Source organism: Ralstonia sp. 25C (assembly GCF_051904805.1).
Taxonomy (GTDB): Bacteria; Pseudomonadota; Gammaproteobacteria; order Burkholderiales; family Burkholderiaceae; genus Ralstonia.
This window is the reverse complement of sequence record NZ_CP196738.1, coordinates 1,187,603-1,209,538: the sequence shown is the minus strand read 5'-3', so window position 1 is coordinate 1,209,538 and position 21,936 is coordinate 1,187,603. Positions and strand designations below refer to the sequence as shown.

At 58.5% G+C, this 21,936-nt stretch carries 20 protein-coding genes; 12 read left to right on the top strand and 8 right to left on the bottom strand.

The genetic code is table 11. The features are described 5' to 3' along the window. Positions 1-164: 164 nt before the first annotated feature. Complete coding sequence (ilvB, locus tag ACS7SF_RS23900; RefSeq protein ID WP_439894469.1) at positions 165-1,913, bottom strand: biosynthetic-type acetolactate synthase large subunit; 1,749 nt, start codon at positions 1,911-1,913, stop codon at positions 165-167. 460 nt (positions 1,914-2,373) lie between these two features. On the opposite strand from ilvB, the gene ACS7SF_RS23895 reads away from it, so the two are divergent. Next, a complete protein-coding gene (locus ACS7SF_RS23895) occupies positions 2,374-3,852 on the top strand; it encodes a hypothetical protein (protein ID WP_439892968.1) in 1,479 nt (492 codons plus the stop codon). Positions 3,853-4,119: 267 nt separating this feature from the next. On the opposite strand, the gene ACS7SF_RS23890 is transcribed toward ACS7SF_RS23895, so the two are convergent. The 4 genes from ACS7SF_RS23890 to ACS7SF_RS23875 form a co-directional block, all read right to left on the bottom strand. Then, complete coding sequence (locus ACS7SF_RS23890; protein ID WP_439892967.1) at positions 4,120-4,812, bottom strand: helix-turn-helix transcriptional regulator; 693 nt, start codon at positions 4,810-4,812, stop codon at positions 4,120-4,122. Between the two features lie 111 nt (positions 4,813-4,923). Then, positions 4,924-6,033: an epoxide hydrolase family protein gene (locus tag ACS7SF_RS23885; RefSeq protein ID WP_439892966.1), complete on the bottom strand. Its 1,110-nt coding sequence runs from the start codon at positions 6,031-6,033 to the stop codon at positions 4,924-4,926. A gap of 391 nt (positions 6,034-6,424) precedes the next feature. Beyond that, positions 6,425-7,048 (bottom strand): YbhB/YbcL family Raf kinase inhibitor-like protein, encoded by a 624-nt coding sequence (locus ACS7SF_RS23880; RefSeq protein WP_439892965.1) that lies wholly within the window; start codon positions 7,046-7,048, stop codon positions 6,425-6,427. Between the two features lie 145 nt (positions 7,049-7,193). Beyond that, complete coding sequence (locus ACS7SF_RS23875) at positions 7,194-7,517, bottom strand: putative quinol monooxygenase (RefSeq protein ID WP_439892964.1); 324 nt, start codon at positions 7,515-7,517, stop codon at positions 7,194-7,196. Positions 7,518-7,630: 113 nt separating this feature from the next. Between ACS7SF_RS23875 and ACS7SF_RS23870 the strand changes: the two genes are divergently transcribed. Further along, positions 7,631-8,620, top strand: a complete 990-nt coding sequence (locus tag ACS7SF_RS23870; protein ID WP_439892963.1) for a GlxA family transcriptional regulator — start codon at positions 7,631-7,633, stop codon at positions 8,618-8,620. A 149-nt stretch (positions 8,621-8,769) separates the two neighbouring features. Here the strand turns inward: ACS7SF_RS23870 and ACS7SF_RS23865 are convergent, their stop codons facing one another. Continuing rightward, the gene (locus tag ACS7SF_RS23865) at positions 8,770-9,501 is read right to left on the bottom strand and encodes an SDR family NAD(P)-dependent oxidoreductase (RefSeq protein WP_439892962.1); all 732 of its coding nucleotides are present in this window, start codon (positions 9,499-9,501) and stop codon (positions 8,770-8,772) included. A gap of 20 nt (positions 9,502-9,521) precedes the next feature. After that, a complete protein-coding gene (locus ACS7SF_RS23860; protein WP_439892961.1) occupies positions 9,522-9,875 on the bottom strand; it encodes a putative quinol monooxygenase in 354 nt (117 codons plus the stop codon). Positions 9,876-10,068: 193 nt separating this feature from the next. Here ACS7SF_RS23860 and ACS7SF_RS23855 point away from each other — a divergent pair, with 193 nt between their 5' ends. Both ACS7SF_RS23855 and ACS7SF_RS23850 read left to right on the top strand, forming a co-directional pair. Continuing rightward, a complete protein-coding gene (locus tag ACS7SF_RS23855) occupies positions 10,069-11,280 on the top strand; it encodes an MFS transporter (RefSeq protein WP_439892960.1) in 1,212 nt (403 codons plus the stop codon). A 232-nt stretch (positions 11,281-11,512) separates the two neighbouring features. Further along, a complete protein-coding gene (locus ACS7SF_RS23850; protein ID WP_439892959.1) occupies positions 11,513-12,043 on the top strand; it encodes a TetR/AcrR family transcriptional regulator in 531 nt (176 codons plus the stop codon). A 129-nt stretch (positions 12,044-12,172) separates the two neighbouring features. Here the strand turns inward: ACS7SF_RS23850 and ACS7SF_RS23845 are convergent, their stop codons facing one another. Further along, on the bottom strand, positions 12,173-13,540 hold the full coding sequence (locus tag ACS7SF_RS23845) for a sigma-54 interaction domain-containing protein (RefSeq protein WP_439892958.1): 1,368 nt from the start codon (positions 13,538-13,540) through the stop codon (positions 12,173-12,175). A gap of 252 nt (positions 13,541-13,792) precedes the next feature. On the opposite strand from ACS7SF_RS23845, the gene ACS7SF_RS23840 reads away from it, so the two are divergent. Genes ACS7SF_RS23840 through ACS7SF_RS23805 form a run of 8 tightly spaced genes read left to right on the top strand, consistent with a single transcriptional unit; the run spans position 13,793 to position 21,695 of the window. After that, positions 13,793-14,584: an alpha/beta fold hydrolase gene (locus ACS7SF_RS23840; RefSeq protein WP_439892957.1), complete on the top strand. Its 792-nt coding sequence runs from the start codon at positions 13,793-13,795 to the stop codon at positions 14,582-14,584. A gap of 27 nt (positions 14,585-14,611) precedes the next feature. Then, entirely contained in the window at positions 14,612-16,234 is a 1,623-nt protein-coding gene (locus ACS7SF_RS23835; protein ID WP_439892956.1) for an MFS transporter, read from the top strand. A gap of 40 nt (positions 16,235-16,274) precedes the next feature. Beyond that, a complete protein-coding gene (locus tag ACS7SF_RS23830; protein ID WP_439892955.1) occupies positions 16,275-17,276 on the top strand; it encodes a CobW family GTP-binding protein in 1,002 nt (333 codons plus the stop codon). 23 nt (positions 17,277-17,299) lie between these two features. Next, complete coding sequence (gene nthB / locus ACS7SF_RS23825; protein WP_439892954.1) at positions 17,300-18,052, top strand: nitrile hydratase subunit beta; 753 nt, start codon at positions 17,300-17,302, stop codon at positions 18,050-18,052. After that, positions 18,052-18,690: a nitrile hydratase subunit alpha gene (gene nthA, locus ACS7SF_RS23820; protein WP_439892953.1), complete on the top strand. Its 639-nt coding sequence runs from the start codon at positions 18,052-18,054 to the stop codon at positions 18,688-18,690. Before nthB ends, nthA begins: the two co-directional genes overlap by 1 nt. 9 nt (positions 18,691-18,699) lie before the next feature. Next, complete coding sequence (locus ACS7SF_RS23815; protein ID WP_439892952.1) at positions 18,700-19,020, top strand: nitrile hydratase accessory protein; 321 nt, start codon at positions 18,700-18,702, stop codon at positions 19,018-19,020. Then, positions 18,995-20,599 carry a methyl-accepting chemotaxis protein gene (locus tag ACS7SF_RS23810; protein WP_439892951.1) on the top strand — a complete coding sequence of 535 codons (1,605 nt, stop codon included), beginning with the start codon at positions 18,995-18,997 and terminating at the stop codon, positions 20,597-20,599. Before ACS7SF_RS23815 ends, ACS7SF_RS23810 begins: the two co-directional genes overlap by 26 nt. A 34-nt stretch (positions 20,600-20,633) precedes the next feature. Beyond that, positions 20,634-21,695 carry a HoxN/HupN/NixA family nickel/cobalt transporter gene (locus ACS7SF_RS23805; protein ID WP_439894468.1) on the top strand — a complete coding sequence of 354 codons (1,062 nt, stop codon included), beginning with the start codon at positions 20,634-20,636 and terminating at the stop codon, positions 21,693-21,695. Positions 21,696-21,936 lie beyond the last annotated feature (241 nt).

Genomic DNA, 21,936 nt, shown 5'->3' with positions numbered 1-21,936 from the left:
GAGTCGTCACTGATTGATCCTCTCATGTGGGCTGTGCAACGTCAGACGTAAACGATGAGCCACTTCGGGCACACCTAGGTGACTGCCGATAGATGCAGAGTTTCTTCTATTGGTGTCTATAAGCAAGTTGGCCTTGACCAACCCTATCGACCGATCCCATAGCCCTATAGGTCGCTGAGCAGCATCATGTCGAGACCGTGGCCTCCTCGAATCATAGGCCACACGTTCTCATCCGGATCGACTTGAATATCGAGAAACACTGTTCGCTTCTTCTCCGCGAGAGCCTCTCGCAGCGCCGGTTCAACGTCTGCTTCCTTGTGCACAGTCAGCCCAACATGCCCATAGGCTTTCGCAAGGGCGGCGAAATCAGGTAACGCCTCCATATAGGACTGGCTGTACCGCCGCTCGTACTCGACATGCTGTAACTGCCGCACCATCCCCAGGTAGCCGTTGTTCAGTGAGACGATCTTTACCGGAAGGTCATACTGCTTGCAGGTGGATAGCTCCTGAATACACATTTGGATCGAGCCATCGCCCGTGATTGTGATGACCTCCCGACCGGGGAAAGCATGCTTCGCACCCATGGCATAGGGAAGCCCCACGCCCATGGTGCCGAGCCCTCCGGAATTGAGCCATTGGCGTGGCTGCCCAAATCGGTAGTGTTGCGCCGCCCACATCTGATGCTGACCGACATCCGAGCAAATAAGCGCGTCGTCCGGCGCGATTCGGCAAAGTGTCTCAATGACGTATTGCGGCTTGATGGTGACACCGTCCCGGGTATACGCCAAACAACGCCTGGCCCGCCAGTCGGCGATGGTCTTCCACCAGCCCGCCTTATCGCTATATGGAACTTCGTCTTCCTCCAGCACCTGAATGAGTCGCCTCAACACGCGACCCGCATCTCCAACAATCGGCACTGTTGGTTTGACGCGCTTTCCGATGCTCGTCGGATCAATATCAATGTGGATGATTTTCCTTGGCGTTGCACAGAAGTCTGAGACGTTGCCGATGACGCGATCATCGAACCGAGCGCCAATAGCAAGGAGCACATCACACTCTTGCATGGCACGGTTCGCCTCGTACGTACCGTGCATCCCCAACATGCCAAGGTATCGAGCATCGTTACCCGGGAACGCGCCCAGTGCCATGAGGGTCGTGGTTACCGGAGCGTCGACTATCGACGCTAGCGCCCTCACCTCATTGCTTGCTCGTGCTGACACTACGCCGCCTCCGACATACAGATAGGGGCGATTGGCGGCCTTGAGCATGCGTGCGGCATGACGGATCTGCCCTTCGTGCCCATCGACTGCCGGCCGATACGAGCGAATCTCGACGCGATTTGGATACTGAAATGTCCCTACGCTGAGCGCCACATCTTTCGGGATATCAACAAGCACCGGACCTGGCCTCCCTGTGCTCGCAAGGTGAAACGCCTTCTTCAATGTTTGAGGAAGACTCGCCACGTCGGTGACCAAGAAGTTGTGCTTGACGATGGGGCGTGTAATGCCGACCGCATCGCACTCCTGAAAGGCGTCCTCTCCGATCATGGAAGTCGGAACGTTCCCTGACAGGATAACAAGGGGGATGGAATCGAAGTACGCAGTAGCAATACCAGTGACCGCGTTAGTGACACCAGGGCCAGAAGTTACGAGCGCCACTCCGACCTTCCCGGTTGCGCGAGCATAACCGTCGGCAGCGTGTACCGCGGCTTGCTCATGACGCACGAGCAAATGCTGAAGCTTGGATTGCTGCGCGATGGCATCGTAAATGGGAAGAACGGCGCCGCCAGGATAGCCCCAAACACTCTGCACGCCCTCCGCCAACAGCGCTTCAACAATCATCTCTGCGCCGCGAATCTGATGGGATGGCGTTGAGACCTGGTTTGGGTCGAAATCAGGAGCGGGACGGTTCATAGCAGAGAAGGGTTTCTTTATTTCAGATGTCCAGAGCGCGACAAAGCTCAGCTCGGCAATTCTAGGTTGCGCCCTGCCGCATTGGCCGCTGAATTTGGTAGCCGTCATGTCGCATCTCAGCAGTTCATGCCGCGATATCTTCATGAGGAAGTGAAAAGTGCCGACGCTGTCGGCCCGGCAACTCCAACCCGCCACGCGCATACCTTCTATTACTTAGGAAGCATGGTCGTGCGCAGAGAGCTTCGTCACACTTGGCCCTCGCGCAAGTGAGCGGTTCAACTTCCAGTCGCCCCTCTCCACCAAGAGGCCCTGCGGTTTATCGCAGTTCGCTCTGCGCCAGGAACGCTCCACTTTCCTCACAGATTCAGCAAGAGACCCAGTGGTGAATCACCAACCACCACACCTCAGCCGCACATACCTCACCCTTCGAAAGGGTTAGCCAAAAACGTCGGAACGTTTTATGGAATTCCTCATCTGGACTCTTCCCACACTGGTGGTAGCCGGCGCGATCGGCAGTGGTCGCCTCAGCGTTACGGTCGCCTCGATACTGGGCCTCTTAACAGCCATTCCGGTCGCCCTGCTTACCGGTACGGCGGCGTTCGGCGTCCACGAGTTGATCCACTCGCTGGCCCGTGGTGCGTGGATTGGTTCGCTTATTGCGCCGTACATCCTCGGGGGACTGCTGTTCTGGCAGGTGGCATCAGGCGGCTCATCGGTGGGACGTTCGCACAGTGAAACTGCCGGGAATTCTTACCCCTCAAGAAGCCCGGTAGAGCGGCGCCGACTCCTGTTCTTTGCGTGTTTCCTCGTTGGACCTTTTGCTGAGTCGGCAACAGGCTTCGGTGCCGGCATGCTTGGCACCGTCACCCTGATCCAAGGCATGGGTTTCGCGCCACGCCACCTCATGCTATTTGCCCTTCTGAGCCAAACCGTCATTCCATGGGGTGCCATGGCTAGTGGAACGCTATTGGCGGCCGCCTATGTACGTATATCGCCAGCTACGCTCGGTCTCTATGCTGTCGCCCCAGTCGCTCTGCTTACGTCGATATGGCTGCCGCTGTTCTGGCGCACCGCCCGTGATGCAGGTGCATACAGTTCTATGTCAGAGCACGTGCGCGAGGTGTGCTGGATCGCAGTCGCCATGCTGCTACTGGCAACCATGACGGCAGTTGCGGGCCCAGAGAGCGCATTGCTCGGGGCCTACGGGGTGCTCATCGTCATTTTCTACTTGCTGACATTCCACCCCAATCTCCGGCAGTTTCTTGCGACGGCACGCAAGGCTCTCCCTTATGTAATTCTGGTCGGAGGCTTAGCAGCAGCCCGGTTGGTACCTGGCCTGAGGCATGTTCTGACATCAACCTCAAGGGTTGCTCCGTTCGAGGGGCTTCCAGCCTTTTCACCGCTTCTCCACGCGGGCATCTGGTTTATGGCTGGGGCGCTCGTAACGGCGATGACTTACCGGCAAGTCAGTCACTTGAAACGGGAGGCGAGCATCGCATGGAGAACTGGGAAGCAAGCGCTGCTGACGGTTTTCTTCTTTGCAATGATGGCCGAGGTTCTCACCGGAGCCGGCATCGCTGGGGAGTTCGCCAGTAGTCTATTCTCTGTTCTGAAGGAGAAGACAGTGTTGATAACACCGCTGCTATCCGGAGCCTTTGGCATTCTCACCAACAGCGGGAATGCTCCGAACAGCTTGTTCTTACCTTCATTGAACGCCCTAGCCATTCAGGCAGGACTGAGCGTCCCGGCCGTCGCAGCAGTGCAGCACGTATCTGGAATGTCTTTGGGATTTTTCTCGCCAGTCCGCATGTCTATCGCTGCTCGATTAGCCAAGGGTGAAGGGCTGGAGCGATCAACCTACGTATTCTTGCTTCCCTACGCTATCGTCGGCTTTTCCCTGATGATCATCATGGCCCTCTGTGTCATATGGAAATGGTGAGGGCGGTTTGCCTGGGGAAGAAATGCGCAGCATGCTGACCGATTCACCGAGCGTTGGATGCGGATGGATGGTCTTGCCGATGTCTTGCGCGTCCGCACCTATCTCGACCGCTAGGCACGATGATGCCGATATCGCCATAGCACGAGTTCCCGTCCTGGGTCGGGCCGTAGAAGATCGCTAGGCGCTTGCCGCCCAACGACACGCTGGTTCACCATCTGCTCGGCTTCGGTCTTCAGTCCGGCACGGACGTAGAACAGCCAGCATCAGCTATGAGCTGAGATCGCTTTTCTCGACTCGGGAACGCCACTTATTGACCAAGTCTCTTCGACGCCCAGGGTAGAGATCAACCAGACTCTCTGCTTGCTCGATGCGATCAACGCGAAACGTTCGGAAATCCTGCCGAAGCTCGCACCAAGCCGCCACATAGCGTTGAGTTTCAATAAAACCTAGCGAGATCGGCCAGATGATTCGCTCTGTTGCCACTTCGTTGAAGTCTCGATAGGAAACGAGGACCTTCCGTTGTTCGCGGGCGGCCCTTCTCAGTATCGCCAAGTCAACACTTGGCGATGGTTGTTGCCGTGGTTCAACATAGAAAGGGGTATCGTCGAGTCTTCGCCGAAGTCCGTCCGGGAGCACTGCGCCGATCTTGGCAAGCGCGTTTTGTGCTGCGATCGCAAGGCTTTCGTCTGTTTGTCCATGAACCCACTGAGCGCCAAGCATGAGCGCCTGGATCTCTTCTTCTGAGAACATCAATGGCGGCAATAGAAAGCCTGGGCCAAGAACATAGCCCACCCCTGGCTCACCTTCGATATCGGCACCCATGGACTGCAAGCTTGCGATGTCACGTCGAATTGTCCGCAGGGAAACTCCGGCCTCGCGAGCTAGTTCGAGCCCCGCCACTGGCTTCCGATGTCGGCGCAGTATCTGTAGTAGATCAAAGAGGCGATAACTTTTGGACATCTCGAAACTCGCCAGTAGATGCAGCGAAGCTAGGGTAGTACCACTGCGGAACTGCTATGCGGATTACCGCAAGCCACTGCCCGATCTGGAGTAAGGAAAGGACTGGGACGCCTATTGAACGCCGTCAGTGACACGATGGGCAAATGCGCCCAAATCACGTGCAAATAGTTCGGGCTCCTCCCAGGCACCAAAGTGTCCGCCACTCGTCGCTTCAGTCCAATGGACGATGTCGAACCAGCGCTCGCCCCAGGCACGCGGCGCTGGCAGGATGTCATTCGGAAATACGAGCACGCCGACGGGTACGGTGCCGCGCTCGGGCGGACGATGACTCTCCGGATCGGAAAATGTCTCGGCATAGAGCTGGATAGATGAGCCAATTGTCTCGGTTGCCCAATAAAGCGTGAGATTGGCGCACAGATCATCGAACCCGTAGACCTGCTCTATGTCCCCGCCACTCCAGCTCTGGAACTTCTCGATAATCCAGGCAGCGAGTCCCGCCGGGCTGTCGTTGAGGCCATAGCTCAGCGTTTGGGGCTTTGTTCCCTGAATCAGGTAATAAGCGCCTTCGGCAAACTGCCAACCCTGTGCCCGGCTTAGATAAGCCTGCTCGTCGACCGCGAGGTCATCGGGGCGTGGATAGCCCCAGTGCACGTTGCTGAAGTGAACACCAAAGAGTCGGTCCGCGTGATGGCGCCGTAGTCGGTCAACCACGAGAGCACCCCAGTCGCTTCCATGCGCGACAAACCGATCATAGCCAAGCGTGCCCATCAGCTCGGCAAACAGCTTTGCAATGCGGGTTCCGTTCATACCGGGCTCGCCTGGGTGGTCGGAAAGGCCATACCCCGGCAGGGTGGGCGCAATCACATTGAAGCCGGCGGCGGTCAGGTGTGGGATCACGTTGAGGTACTCAAAAATCGAACTGGGCCAGCCGTTGATCAGCAGCAATGGCACACCGTCTGGTTTCTTCGAGCGTGCGTGCACGAAATGTATGCCGATGCCGTCAATCGAGCCTCGAAACTGAGGCAGCGCGTTGAGACGCGCCTCTTGCGCACGCCAGTCGAAAGTTTCTGACCAGTGCTCGCAAAGTCGCTGAAGGAAGCTCAACTCAGTCCCCCGACGCCATTCCTGTCCTTTGACCTGATCAGGCCAGCGTGTACGTTGCAGTCGCGAGCAAAGATCATTGATCACATCATCAGGTACTGAGACCTGGATTGCCTGCATGGCAGGGCTTCCCGACTCTACCCGAAGCATTCGTTGCAAGATCGCTCTACCCGTCATCACATACTCCGTTTGCGGTTGGTGATGATTGGAAAATAGCGCAACATAGGGACAGAACCTGTCACCATGATGATCCCTAAGTTGAGGTGCCTCTACGGGACCAACGTGCTGTCGGCGGTTGGCTAGGCTGTTTCCACAGCAGCGACCGTACTACTTGTTAGGTTGTACCTACATGGTGGAGTTGCAGATGCAAGCCCGCACCGTCTTATCCCGAACTTCGGTGCGACCATATCCGCACTCACGGAGTAGATTGTTTTGGCCCGAAGCCGAGGAGCGCCAACGCTCCCACACCAAACAAGTGCGGAAGCGTTGTGCTCATGATGTCGGCAATCGACTATCGGCCGTAGCGGGCTGTGAACGACGCCTTGCCCAGGACCTTGTCACCCAGTGCCTTATTCAAGGCAAAGCCGTGAAGCGCGGCAGTGCCAGTCTTCGGGATGCCAGCTGCTGCATACAGATCGTCCACAGCCAGCGCATACAGTGTGAAGACATAGCGATGCGGCTTGTCGCCCTGGGGCGGGCAAGGGCCGCCGTAATTGCCATTGGCACCGGCGGCACCCGAGTCTTGGAAATCGTTCATGCCTCCATTTGCGCCTGCTGGCAGGCTGGACGCCGAGTTCCCGGCACCCTGCTGTAGCTGTGTTGTGGACGCAGGAATGTTGTAAACAGTCCAATGCCAGAAGCCGCTACCAGTCGGCGCGTCCGGATCGTAAACCCGCAGCGCGAACGATTTCGTACCTGCTGGTGCACCCTTCCAAACGAGAGCGGGCGACACGTTCTCCCCCTTGCAGCCGAAGCCATTCAGCACGAACTTTTCGGCAATCTTGCCGCCCGCAGCGATGTCTGGACTGGACAGAGTGAAGTTTTCAGCCGACTGCGCGAACGCAGGGAGCAGCATCAGTGCAGACGCGCCAGCAAGAAGGAGCGCCTTTGCCGAGAGACGGTATTGGTGATTCATCATTGGTTTCCTTTTGGGATCGGTAGCAAAACAATCGCGGTGTAGGCCGCTGGTGTCCAGAGAGTCCCGGTAGCCGCCTCGACCTACGATGCGAGTACCTTGAAATTTCCCTCGACCTGACAAACTGACACGGACAAGTTCCGCGTCAATCAACAAGACGCACGGTCACACCCTTGGCAGCAACAAGCTCCATGGGGCTGATCTTCACGGGTTCTGCGAGATGCGGGGGCACGGTGGCGAGGATTTGCGCGGCAGTGGCATCGCGCAGATGATTTTCGCGCCCGCTCTTATCGACAAAGACATCAACGATATGAACGATGTCTGGCTCCTCCTCAGAACGCAGTACCAGCCAGAGCGGCATCGGGTTTTCGTTCAGAGCCTGTGGCAAGGCTGCGGCAACCAAGCGTGCTACTTCACTGCCCTTTCCGGGTTGCGACTTGAAGGTTACGACTGCGGCGACTTCGGTCATGCGAGTTCTCCTGGGTTGGTGAGGAGAGTCTGCATGTTCTGGTAATTCTCGAAGAGTGGCGAATTTGCCAAGCAACAGGCATAATCCGCCACGTGTCTGCAGGAGCAACCACAATGCGTATCGTTGTTTTGGGGATGGACGGCACCCTTCCTTCCGGCGTTGCCGGTCTGTGTGATGTGTTCTGGCTGGCGAACGAGGCCATCCGGCAAAGAGCGGGGTCCCCATCATCTGGTGCAACGGCTAAGCAATTTGAATTGGTCACCGCCAGCCCGCGTGGCCGCTCTTTCTTGGACGGGCGTGGCGCGAGGGTCCGAGTAGACGCCGGTCTTTTCGACCTTGGCCGCTGCGACGCGGTATTGATTCCGGGCATCGTGCAACTAGGCAAAGCGCTGCAATGGAGTGGCCCAGTCATGCAGGAGATTGGGCAATGGCTACGCAAGCAGCATGCGCACGGCACCATCGTCGCTGGTGCCTGCAAGGGGGTATTCGTACTAGGTGAAGCGGGGTTGTTGAACGAACGTCGCTGTACCACGACATGGTGGCTGCACGATGAACTTCTGCAACGCTATCCTCGTGCGCATGCCATCTGGGGATCCGCCCTCATTGATGAGGGGAGGGTTGTGACCTCTGGCGGTCCACTATCATGGGTTGATTCCGCTCTGCATGTGATCCGCATGTTGGCGGGTGACGAAGCAGCGCGCCTCGCGGCGGATTTCGCCGTCGTCGACAATATCCCTCCGGCCCAAACGATCTACATGCCGGCCGGATACGCTCAATCTCGTGACCCGTGGCTGATCGACGCAGAGCGAACGGTACGGCAACTGGGTTATAAGCTGAATGTCGCAGATTTGGCGGTAAAGCTCGCCACGAGCGAACGCACGCTGCACCGTCGGATGAGACAGCTTATCCATGAATCGCCAAAAGCATTCATTGATCGCATCAGACTTGAGGACGCGCGAACTTTGCTTGAGAACGGCGCCATCAGCGTGAAGCGCGTAGCCCAACAAACGGGTTACGCGGACGAAGGCAGTTTCCGTCGAGCCTTTACTCGTTTCACCGGCATGACGCCAAGCGCATACCGTCAGTGGTCGCGTAAGCGTTAGCGCCGATTCGCTTGCGAAATGCATGCTCGTTTCTCGGGAAAACGGCTTGAGCACTCAGGCCGTGGCAGGTGGGGTATCGTCAGTAAGAAGGCGGAGACACAGCCTCTGGCACGTGTACGCTACCGTATTGCTCAGCAGGCACAATGCCGTCAGCTCATATACCAACCGCCATTCACATTGATCGTCTGGCCCGTCATGTAGCCGTTGCGGGCGAGTAGTAGAGCCACATCTGCCACTTCCTCCGGCTCACCAAACCGGCCGACCGGGATGAGTTCCTTTCGGATGTTTGGATTACCACTCAGCATTCTCGTCTCGATCAGTGCCGGCGCGATTGCGTTAACGCTGACGCCGGTTTTTGCCAGTACCGAGGCGTACCCATGCGCTAGACCGATGAGTCCCGCCTTGGACGCTGCGTAGTGTGGTCCAACCACCCCGCCGAGCTGCGCCGCGACTGACGAAAGGATGATGATCCGCCCCCATTTGCGACTGACCATCTCGGGCACTACTTCTTTGGTGGCCAGAAACGCCGACGTCAAGTTCGTCGTCATAACGGTGTTCCAGTCTTCCAGCGTCAACTCAGCCCATGGCCTGGCCATGGTGACACCTGCGTTGTTCACGAGGATATCGACCTGACCGAAGGCATCACGCGTTGCCTCGACCATTGCCGGGATTGCCGCTTGTTGCGACACATCCGCCTGAATCGCCACGGCATTTGATCCGCCTGCCTCGATCTTGCCGACAACCTCGTCCGCCGCCGACTTGTCACGCACGTAGGTCAGCGCAACCTTGATGCCCTGTGCGCCATACGCAAGCGCGATAGCGCGGCCGATCCCCTTGCTGCCGCCTGTGACCAGCGCAACTTTTCCTGCGAGTGTTTCCATGGTTTGAATCTCCAATCGCCTCAATGCTCGGCAATCCCATCTGGCCCCACTGCCGCACTGCCCATATCACGGGGCTCGACTGTCAGCGGTGCTTCGGTCCAGAACTCGAAGTTGAGTACGGCACCACTGTTCTCGATCCATTCAACGAACGCTTTTGTATGCGCGTACTGCAAGTGCGCATCGAACGCCGCTTGATCACGGAACGTCTCATACACCGCAAACCGATTGGCTATTTTGGGATGCTGATGGACCGTGAAGGAGATGCAGCCGGGCTCCTTGCGGGTCGCCGGCACCAGATTCGCAAACTGCGCCAATAACTCGCTCTCCTTGCCTGGCGGAGAAATCGGGAAGGCAATGATGGTGATCGGCTTCATGTTTTACCTCTGCATGGATGGTCGGATTGCGCTGTCGCGGCTACGATCTCGACATATTTTGCACTGCACTGTACAGTGCAATTTAACATCAAAGATTATCCACCGCAAATCTGTAGACCGCCACTTTGTCGACAGGCTGTCGCTTACCGCGTACCGACTCATCAAAACGCACACAGCCTTGGCGGGAACATCTATGCCAGAGAACAAGCCGCAAACCACCCCACGCGCTGCCATTCCGATGATGGCTGCGGCATGTGGTATCACCGTTGCAAACGTGTATCTGTGCCAGCCATTGCTCTCGGCCATGGCGCAAAGTCTTGACGCGTCGCCCTCATCGGCGGGCCTGGTCGCTTCTGCGGCACAAGTCGGCTATGCCCTCGGCATTTTTGCCATCGTTCCATTGGCGGACTGCGCGGACCCGAGAAAACTCGTTCGCATCCTGCTCTGCCTGACCTGTCTTGCCCTGATCGGTGCCATGCTGAGTAGGTCGATGCCGTGGCTGGTATTGATGTCGCTGCTCGTGAGCACGGTGACTGTTGTCCCGCAGGCCTTGATTCCCATTGCGGTTTCTATTGCGCCGCCTGGACGCTCAGGGCGTGTAGTCGGGACCATGCAGACCGGTCTGATTCTGGGAATTCTCCTCTCACGTACGGTGTCGGGAGCCATCAGCGAGTTCAGCGGCTCCTGGCGCGCTTCGTACTTAGTGGCGGCAATCCTTACTGGTTTGTTGGTATGGGTGTTGCCACGGTTCATGCCAACGCACAAAAGTCGCCCGCAAGCCGGGGCGCCAACGTATGTAGCGCTGATCCGCTCGCTGCCCGGCCTCTTCCTGAAATGGTGCGACCTTCGATTCTCGGCATGCCTGGGCGCCATGACGTTTGGCGCGTTCTCAGCGTTCTGGGCAACGCTGTCCTTTCATCTTGCCCAAGCGCCGTTCCACTACGGCCCCGCGCAAGCAGGCCTTTTCGGGCTTTGGGGCGCGGCCGGTGCACTGATTGCACCGCAATGCGGTCGCATATCAGATCGATTTGGTCCGACGATCGTCAACCTCATGTCTCTGGCGGCGGCCAACCTTGCTTTCGTAGCATTTCTTTTTGCAGGCGATGCGTCAGCGCTGGCCATCGTTCTGGCAGTAAACCTGCTGGACTTTGGCAACCAGGCTGGACAGATCGCCAATCAGGCGCGCATCTTTCGGCTGGACCCTGCAGCTCGTGCGCGCCTCAATACCGTGTATATGGTGTGCACGTTCGCGGGCGGCGCCGCCGGTTCTGCCATCGGGGCGGCAGCATGGGGCGTGGCCGCGTGGCAAGGTGTCTGCATTGCCGGTTTCGCGCTGCTGGCGGTGGTCGGCGGACTTTTGGCTTCCCGTACGATTGGTGCCGTACGCATGCCGCGCAGCAGCTAGCGATACGGTTGGCAACGTACAATCGGGGGTCACCTCAATCTCCACGCCGATCATTGTGAGAAGGGCCACCACTCCCATACACCAAGAGACGACCGACAAGCCTGCGTCCAACGCAGCGGCGCCCAATCGTGGCAGCACACGCAAGGACCGAGGCAGCGTATCCACCAAGCGGGACCAGATACTGGATGCCGCAACACGTGTCTTCCTTCAGCACGGCTACGAGGGCACGAGCATGGACCGGGTCGCCGCTGAATCCGGCGCCGCACGCCGCACGCTGTACAACCAGTTTGAGAGCAAGGAGGCCTTGTTTGAAGCGATGACGGCGCGCATTTGGGCAAGCTTCCCGGTGTTCGATATCACCCGCGATGAAGCGTCGCTGCGCGACCCGAAGCTCGGGCTGATGCGCCTCGGGCGCGCTGTTTCGGATTTCTGGATACCGGCAGAAGCTGTCGCGTTCCTGCGAATGGTCATTGCGGAGGGGCCTCGCTTTCCTGCACTGACCAAGACATTCTTTGAAAAAGGCAAGGCGCCTGCGATGGGCGCAGTGGCCGACTACCTAGAGGCGCTTGCCAAGCGCAAGCTCATCACTGTCAAAAACCCGACCCTGGCTGCACGACAGTTTCTGGGGCTCATCGATGAACCGCTTCTTTGGGTGCGCGTTGTTGGCGCCGATGAGCACTTCACAAAGCAGGAGCGCGATCTCGTCGTACAGAATGCCGTCGACATGTTTCTGGGCTTCTACCGTGCACAGCCGCGCTCCTGAACCTCGCACCTCGCTTGCGCACTGCGACATGCGCCCAGAGCGCTAACGATGCGCTAATCAGGCCCAACCTGCCACGGAACTCCATCGCCACCGCCGTGCTGCATGGCATTTTGAGGGGGAGCACCGACTCTAGGCCGCGGTTTGAAGCTCTCGATAGAGAGACGCTCTGCTGATGCCTAGCAGCTTGGCCGCCTGCGCACGGTCTTGGCTGCAGTGCGCCAACGCTTGTTTGATCAGGCGCTGCTTCTCCTGCGCAAGGTGTTCGCCCAGGTTCAGGTTGCCTTGAGGTTGACCCGACTCAGCGTTAGGCACATCTGCAAGATCAACAATCGGCTCCGGCAACGTGAGCTTGCCGGTCAAAAGCAACCGCAGCAATACACCTTCGAGTTGACGCACATTGCCGGGCCACGTGTGGGTGGCTAGCGCGCTGCTCTGGGCTCGTGTCAGCGCCCTGGATTGCAACCCGTGCTGCGATGCGAGTTTCGCCAGGAGTTGCTCAATGAAAATGGGGAGATCGTTGCGCTCCCGCAGCGACGGCATGGCGACAGAGAACATCGCCAGCCGGTAGTAGAGATCCTCTCGAAACCGGCCTTCCCGCACTGCCCCACCCAGCCGACGGTTGGTTGCTGCAATAACACGCGCATTGATACGGATGGGCGACGTGCCGCCGACTCTCACGATGCTCTGGCTTTGCAAGGCACGCAGCAGACTTGCCTGGAGTGACAACGGCATGTCGCCGATCTCATCGAGGAAGATCGTGCCGCCAGCAGCCAGTTCGAACTTACCGGGTTTCCCTCTTGCCGAAGCACCTGTAAACGCGCCAGCTTCATAGCCGAACAACTCAGCATCGATGAGCTGCTCTGGAATCGACGCGCAATTGATCCACACAAACGGGCCGCCTGCACGATCCGACGCGTTGTGGATAGCCTGCGCGGCCAACTCCTTTCCTGTTCCCGTTTCTCCTTCTATAAGCGTGGGCAAACTATGACTGGCAGCAAGCGCCAACTCTGCGCGCAGGGCTTCCATCGTTGAGCCGGTACCGAGGATGTCGGCCATCTTGTAATCCGCAGCCCAGCCAGAGCGGCTGTTCTCCAGCGCGATACTGGAGCTAAACGCCATCGAGTACGTCTTTTTCAACTGCTCGTAGTTGGAGAACAGCGCCAGACCAACAGCGCCGACGATCTTCCCCTCCTTGAACACCGGAACCTGCCGCGCGATCAGCTTGCACCCTCGAACCTCCAACGGAACAGCGGCAGCAACTGGTTCCACTCCACTCGCGACGCGATGCAAATGCGTATGCGGAGAGACGACGTCCGTGATGTGCCGGCCAATGAAATCTTCAGGCGTCCCCCCCAGCAGCTTGCAGTAGGGGGCGTTGATCAAAACGATCAACCCGTCGGTGTCCACAGCCACAAGACAGTCTGAAACATGGTCGAGAACCAGCTCCAGAAATGTCGCCGCATCGACGGTGGAGCCGGTGAGTTCAGGGAAAGGCATCTCGGTTCTCAATTTTGAGACATATTCGTCTCGATTTTGAGATTGTAGGACGCCCCCACGTGCATCACAAGGTGATTGGCAGGTACGCGCGAAGAAAAATCTTCTTTTCTTTCAGTTACTTATAAAAATCACCCCGCTCCTTTGAGCGCTGGCATACCCATTGCACTACTCCAAGCGGAGACATTCGGCACCTAGATGTGCCGAGGTTGTTCATAAGCGCGCCAAGCGGCGCCACAACGAGGTGCAATGAAGATGAGCAGCAAGAAACTGATCGCCGTGGGCGATACACGGGTGTGGGTGTGGAACGAAGGAGCATCCCGCACACCGCTGGTTTTCTGTCATGGGTTCACGACCACCAGTGAGTTCTGGCGCGAGCAGGTGGAGGTCTTTGCAAAGGACTTTTTGGTGGTTGCCGTCAACCTGCCCGGCCATGGCGTGTCACCGGCACCAGTGCTGCGGCCGTACACAATGGACGCATTCGTCGACGATCTACATGGTGTGTTTACGGCGTTGCAACTGCAGGATGCGGTTCTCGTGGGGCTATCCATGGGCGGGACCATCTCACAGCGCTTCGCGTTACATCATGGAGATCTGCTGCAAAAGCTGGTGCTAGTGGGCGCCACGCCGCATGGGCTTGGCGCAGACGTGGATGCAAGCAATGTGCTGGATGCGATTGCCATCCATGGCGTTGAAAAAGCCAGCCAGAACGTCATTGACCGATCCTTTGCATCGTCGGCCAGCGCTTCACTACTTCAATTTGCGCGACAGGAAGTCGCACAGACGCCGGAGCATGTGGCACGCGCAGCGATCGTCTCACTCAACAAATCCGACACGCGGCAACACCTGGCGGACATCAAGCTCCCGACGTTGGTGGTGTGCGGCGAAGAGGATGTGATTACACCGCCGAGTGAATCCCGCATCCTCGCACAAGGCATACCGAACGCCTCACTGCTGCTGGTGCCCGACGCTGGGCATTTCCCCATGCTCGAAAAGCCCGCGGCGTTCAACACGGCGCTGCGCGCATTTCTCGATTCTCAGGCCTAAGGCCAGCATCACGCTACGGAGCTTGCTATGTCTACTGGATCCACTGGAGTCATCGCGGGTCAGCCAGTCGAGGCCAAGGCCCAAGGCATCCGCCAAGTTGTTTTGGCTGCGGCACTGGGTACCGTGTTCGAGTGGTACGACTTCTTCATCTACGGCAGTCTTGCGGTCTTCTTCGGGAGCCTCTTCTTCCCAAAAGGCAACGAGTCCGCCGCAATTCTCGCGTCGCTGGCGACGTTCGGCGCCGGATTCGTGTTGCGTCCATTCGGGGCCATCGTGTTCGGCAAGCTAGGCGACACGATTGGTCGCAAGTACACCTTCTTGGTGACGATGCTCATCATGGGGCTATCGACGGCCGCTGTCGGCCTGCTGCCAACCTACGAGACGATCGGATGGATTGCGCCGATCATTCTCGTGGTCCTGCGCCTGTTGCAGGGGTTGGCTGTCGGCGGCGAGTTCGGCGGCGCCGTAACGTACATCGCGGAGCATGCGCAGACCCACAACCGCGGCTTCATGACAAGCTGGCTGCAGATCACGGGCACGATCGGCCTACTGCTGTCTCTGCTCGTCATCATGGCGCTACGCTCGTTGATGCCGGAAGCGGCGTTTGCCTCATGGGGATGGCGCATCCCGTTCGTGCTGTCGATGGTGCTGCTGGTGCTCTCGCTCTACATCCGCCTCAAACTTGGCGAGTCACCCGTATTTGCCGAAATGAAAGCGCACGGGCGGCAATCCAAGAATCCGATCCGCGACACCTTCGGTGATCCGAAAACGCTCAAGCTCGTGCTGGTGGCGATCTTCGGCGTGGTCTCGGGGCAAGCCGTCATCTGGTACACGGGCCATTTCTACAGCCTGTATTTCTTGACGGCCACGCTCAAGCTCGACTATCAGTCGGCCTATCTCTATTTGACCATCGCGCTGGTTCTGGGCACGCCGTTCTTCGTGATCTTCGGCACCCTGTCGGACCGTATCGGACGCAAGTGGGTGATGCTCGCGGGCTGTCTGCTGTCTGCCCTGCTGATCGGACCGATCTTCCGCGGCCTCGCCACCTACGGGAACCCGGCATTGGCCGAGTTCCGAGAACATGCATCGGTGGTGATCGAGGGGGGCGATTGTAAGGAGACGCAATCCCTGATGGGCCAGATGTTTAGCCCCAAAGCCACGAAACCCTGCGAACGCGCGAAATCGCTGCTGTCTGCCAATGCGGTGCCTTACACCATGGCACGGGGCGGCAGCGACATGACCATCGTAGTCAACGGAGCACGCCTACCAGGTTTTGACGAGGCCCAACTGAAAGCCGCGCTCGTCAAGGAGGGCTTGCCAACCAAGGCAGATCCCACACGAGTCAACGGCCCCGCCATGGTTGGCTTGCTATTCGCCCTGGTGGTGCTCGCCACCATGGTCTACGGCCCCCTTGGGGCGTTCCTGGTTGAACTCTTCCCCACGCATGTTCGCTACAGCGGTGTGTCGGTAGCGCTGCAATTCGGCAATGGCTGGATTGGTGGTTTTGCACCGTTCATCGCGACGGCAGTCGTGCTGAGAACGGGCGACATCTTTGCCGGGCTGCTCTACACCGCAGGCGTTGCTGCCTCTGCCTTCGTGATTGGCGCGCTTGTACTTCGGGAGACGCGCGGTCGGGACATGAAGAGCTAACTGCGTCCACGAGCCGCGTCGTCAGTTTCAGGAGAACTCAATGTCTTTAGAAAAAATCCCGGTCACGATCGTTTCGGGCTATCTCGGCGCCGGAAAAACCACGTTGGTTAACCGGCTGATCGCTGATAACCCGCACACTGCCATCGGCATTGTCGTCAACGAGTTTGGCGACATCGGGATCGACGGTGATCTGATCGAGGCCGACCTGGAAGCCGTCATTGAGATCACCAATGGGTGCATCTGCTGTACCGTCCGGACGGACTTGGTCGACAGTGTTTTGAAGCTGATAGACGCGGCGCCCCGTCCACTGGAGCGCATCGTAGTCGAAACATCGGGGCTGGCTGACCCTGCGCCGGTCGTCCAGAGTTTTCTGGCCGATCCGTCGTTGCGCGAGCGCGTGAGACTGGAGTCTGTCGTAACAGTGGTCGACGCTGCTCACGCGGCGCTGCAGCGGGGAGATGCAGTCGCAGATGAGCAGATCGCGTTTGCCGACTTGCTCCTTCTCAGCAAAACCGACCTGATCGAAGACGCTGCGATCACTGAACTTCAGCACGCTATCCGATCGATCAACCCCTCGAGTTTGGTGTCGACATTGGCCATGGGGACACCAAACGTTCCAGTATTCGGCGCTGACCGCTTTAACCTCGTCAACCTACTGGAATTGGAACCCAATCTACTCAACAACGAGGCCGACCATGATCACGAGCATGATCAAACCATCGAAGCCTTTGGTGTCGAATCAACGGATGCTCTCGACCCCGCGCGTGTGGGGAAATGGCTCAGTTCGATCGTTCAAATGTATGGCAACGATCTACTCCGTATGAAGGGCGTTCTGCACCTCAAGGGGGAACGCCGCCGCTTCCATGTCCATAGCGTGCACATGCTTCTGGAGTCGACACCTGGCGCGCGCTGGGGTGATAACGAAGCGCGAACCAGCAAGCTCGTCTTTATCGGACGCCATCTGGATAAGGCAGCCCTGCTGGAGCACTGGCGCACCTGCGCAGCAACGCCGGATGAAACCCGCGCACGGCTGGGCGTTTGAGTTCCAATGGAAAGGAGTCGGTCATGAAGCTGCAGCATCACCTCGGCGGCCTGGAGAATCTCGGTCCCGTGAATCTTGATACACGCGTCTTCGTGCAGGCGTGGGAAAAACGCATCTTCGGTATCCACACCGTCATGATGGCGGAGAGCGCCCATCTAGCGGACGCACTGCCCCAATACCCCCTAGCATCGCTGCCGACTGCGTTTCGCGAAGACTGGTCCTGGGCATCTTTACGCACCGGGGCAGAAGGCATGCAGCCCTTCGAGTACTTCAAGTACCGGTACTACGAGAAGTGGCTCATGGGCATTTCGCAGTTCTTCATGGATCGGGGCTACGTGACGCCCGCCGAACTGGAAAGCCGCACCGCTCACTATCGGAGCGCGCCAGAAGCGCCCTTGCCGGATGCACCGAACGCCGCGCTTAGCAGCCAAATCGTCCGCTATCTGGAACAAGGGGATTCCCCGCTCAGGCCGTCAATCAAAACCACTCGCTTCGCCGTTGGCGACAGCGTACGCGTGCAAGACCCGGAAGCCGTGGATCACACACGGCTGCCCGGCTATCTACGGAATAAAGCCGGCAAGGTGGTCGAGGTGTATCCAGGCGCGTACGGCTATTTCGTCAATACAGGGCGCGATGGTATCGGGGATGCGATGCCGGTCTACCGTGTAGCGTTCGATGGCTGCGTCCTTTGGGGCGAGGGCAAAGGTGAAGCAAACGTCGTGGTCTATGCAGACCTGTTCGACGCGTATCTGTGCAGCTCCGTGGGGAATGACTGATGAACGAACTCTTCTCGTACGACGATGATCGTGAGGAAAAAAACGCAGCCAGGGTGCGCGCACTTGAATCGCTGTTGATCGAGAAAGGTTTGATCGGCAGCGACTCTGTTGACGCCGTCCTAGCTCATTTCGAAACGGTTGCTGGGCCCTTCAATGGCGCGAAGCTGGTGGCCCACGCTTGGGTAGACGATGCATTCAAGGCCCGCCTGATCGCAGATACACCCGCCGCAATTGCGGAGATGGGGTTTCCGCAAGGCATGACGGGTGCAGAAGGCGAGCACATGAAAGCCGTCGCCAACGAGCCCGGCATTCACAACCTCATCATTTGCACGCTTTGCTCGTGCTACCCGTGGCCTATCCTGGGGCTTCCGCCGTACTGGTACAAAGACCCGGTGTTTCGCGCGCGCGGCGTCCGTGAGCCGCGCGCCGTTCTGCGCGAATTCGGCGTGCAGGTCGGCGACGACACTGAGGTGCGGGTATGGGACAGCAGCGCGCAGATTCGTTGGTTTGTGGTGCCCGAGCGCCCTGCCGGCACCGACGGATGGACCGAAGCACAACTGGCGGAGTTGGTCACGCCCGAATCGATGATGGGCGTCGCGCTGGCGGGAAGCGGAACGGCCACGCTTGGCCGGCGCTGAGAGGACGCCATGTTCACCAACTTCGAGGAGCATGCGGCTAACAGCATGTTGGGGCAACCCGACTCACCGCCGCGCAGCGATGGTCGCTTGTATTTCTCGCACGATTGGGAGCGCACGCTCTACGGCTTGGCGTTGGCAATGGCTAAGGAAGGGCATTTCGAGTGGGAAGCATTCCGACAACGGTTGATTCAAATAATCGCCGAATGGGAACAAGGCCCATGCGATGGCCAGCCGAGCTGGCAGTACTACGAGTGCTACCTGCTCGCCTTTGAAAAGGTGCTCGCCGAGCACGGAATTCTGAACCGTGCGGACCCTGCCGTTTCAGCGTAACAGCCAACGACCCTTCTCCCTATTTATGTTCAGAGATCTCAGCATTCGCATCCGGTTGGCAATAGTCATCGCCTTTCTAGGTGGGCTGCTGATACTCGGTGGCGTCATGGGCATCGTCGGCGTGCTTGCAAGCAATGATGATGTGAAAGAACTGTACTCCGGTCGTCTCGCCTCTTCGACGGCGCTTGGGCAAGCCAACGTGGCGCTATCGCGAAGCCGCCTTTGGCTATATCGCATCGCGCTCGAGCCGACCAGCCCAGACCTGTCCAAGGCTACGCAGACGGCTCGGGACCTACTTACAGTGGCACGAAAGGCGTGGGATGCCTATCGAGCATTACCGTTCTCAAGCCCCAAGGAGGCAAGCCTGGCAGCCGACGTAAATACAAAGCTTGACGCCCTCGTCGTGAAAGGCCTTGAACCCATGTTCAGTGCCATTGCCACGCGCGATACGCAGAAGATCCCGGACGTCTGGCTGCACATCCCGCTGCCGCTATTCATCGACGTATCCACCGGCATGGACGCGCTGAGCCAGATGCAAATCAGCGCTGCAAAAGCGCGATTTGATGCCTCCCAGTCTCGTTTCCGCAGCTTCGTTGGAATCACCATTGCAGGCGTTCTCCTGGCGCTCGGGGCGGCGGCCTTGGCATGGTGGTCGCTGCAGCGGGCGATCAGCAAGCCGCTGACCCAGGCAATCCGCCACTTTCAAGCCATCGCAGACGGCGATCTGACCACTCAGGTCGAGGTTGATTCAAGCAACGAGATGGGCCAACTGCTGCGCGGATTGAAGACGATGCAGGTTCAACTCGCACAGACAATCGGCGCTGTGCGAGCCAGCTCTCGATCAATAGACAACGCAACGCAGGAGATCGCCGCAGGCAACTTGGACTTATCGCAGCGGACCGAGGAACAGGCCGCATCGTTGGAGGAAACGGCGTCGTCCATGGAGGAGTTCACGTCTTCTGTTCGACAGAACGCTGACAACGCTAAGCAAGCCGATCAGATGGTAAGTAGTACAGCGCGGCTGGCCGAACAGGGTAACCAGGCAACGCAGGAAGTCGCGCAGACCATGCGCGGCTTGTCCGACCTGTCAGGCAAGATCGCGGAGATCATCGGCGTCATTGAAGGTATTGCCTTCCAGACGAATATCCTGGCGCTGAACGCCGCCGTGGAAGCTGCTCGGGCAAGCGAGCAAGGCCGTGGGTTCGCAGTCGTTGCTGGTGAAGTCCGTTCGTTAGCGCAACGCAGCGCTGCGGCGTCCAGAGAGATCAAAGGACTCATCTCGGATTCGCTGGGCCGGGTTGAAACCGGTGCGCATCAGGTCAATCAGGCGACGCAGTCGATGGCCGAAATTCTCACCTCCGTGCGAAAAGTCAGCAGCTTGATGGCGGAAATCGCCGCGGCTTCGGAAGAGCAATCGAAAGGCATCGAACAGGTCAATGTCGCGGTCGCAGAGATGGACCAGGCAACCCAGCAGAACGCGGCACTTGTCGAGCAAGCCGCGGCGGCAACGCTGTCGCTCAGGGAGCAGGCCAGCCAGCTGGAGACTGCCGTTTCCGTTTTTCGTGTCCAGACGGCCTGATGAGCTTGCACGCCATCTCACCCGGGAAGCCATGATGCGCGATCGGCTCAACCAGATATCTGACCATGCGGACGCCAGTGTCCGAAGCCGACTGCTCTTCATCTACGGCATGTTGACGCTCATGAATGTCCTGGCCTGGGCGTGGGCAATTGCCGCATTCCGTTCACACCCCGTACTTCTGGGCACCGCGTTCCTGGCCTATGGCTTCGGCATGCGCCACGCCGTCGATGCGGACCACATTGCGGCCATCGACAACGTCACGCGCAAGCTGATGCAGGAAAGGAGACGGCCGGTCTCCTTGGGCTTGTTCTTCTCACTGGGTCACTCCAGCGTTGTCGTGCTCGCATCGGTGGCAATTGCATTCACAACCGTGGCCATTCAGAGCCGCTTCGAGCATTTCAGGGAATGGGGCGGTATTGCCAGCACCGTGGTGTCTGCTTCTTTTTTGTTCGCGCTCGCGCTGATGAATCTTTTGATACTGCGGGGCATCTATCGCGCATGGTGTCACGTGCGCAACGGCGGCGCCTATGTCGACGATGATTTCGACATCCTGCTCGCGAACCGGGGCTTTCTTGCCAAACTGTTCCGCCCGCTTTTTCGTGTCGTAACGCGCAGCTGGCACATGTACCCGATGGGTTTCCTGTTCGGCCTGGGCTTCGAGACAGCAACCGAAATCGGGCTTCTCGGTATTGCCGCTACGCAGGCCACCAAAGGCTTATCGCCTTGGGCCATCATGGTTTTTCCCGCACTGTTTAGCGCCGGCATGTCTCTGGTCGATACGTTGGACGGCCATCTGATGCTGGGCGCCTATGGCTGGGCGTACCAGAAGCCACTGCGCAAGATCTACTACAACATGACCATCACGCTCGTGTCGATCCTTGTCGCTGTCGTGATTGGCGGCATAGAAATACTTGGCCTGTTCGCAAGCAGGTTCAACCTCAAAGGGCCCGTGTGGAATGCCGTCAGTACGCTCAATGACAACTTCGGCGTTCTTGGATACATCATCATCGGCATCTTCGCGTTCAGTTGGATCGTTTCGATCGCAATCTATCGAGCGAAGCGTTATGACGATGCCAAGGCGGGAGCCTCCGCCTGAGCTGCCACTCATGCGGGCAGCTCATCGCACATCGTGTCTGTCGCCATGACAAGTCGCTGCCCCAGCGACAACACTTACCCGACTAGGGTAATCCCTACTCACAGCTGAGCGTGACACGCAACCGCCAGGCTCATTGAGTAGCGGTGGCCCCTTAATTGGGTGCTCAAGAAATCAAAGCTGAGCCGAGTCCCGGCTCTCATAACTGCTATGCCCCCCGGTGCATGGCATTCCCAGCGTGCGG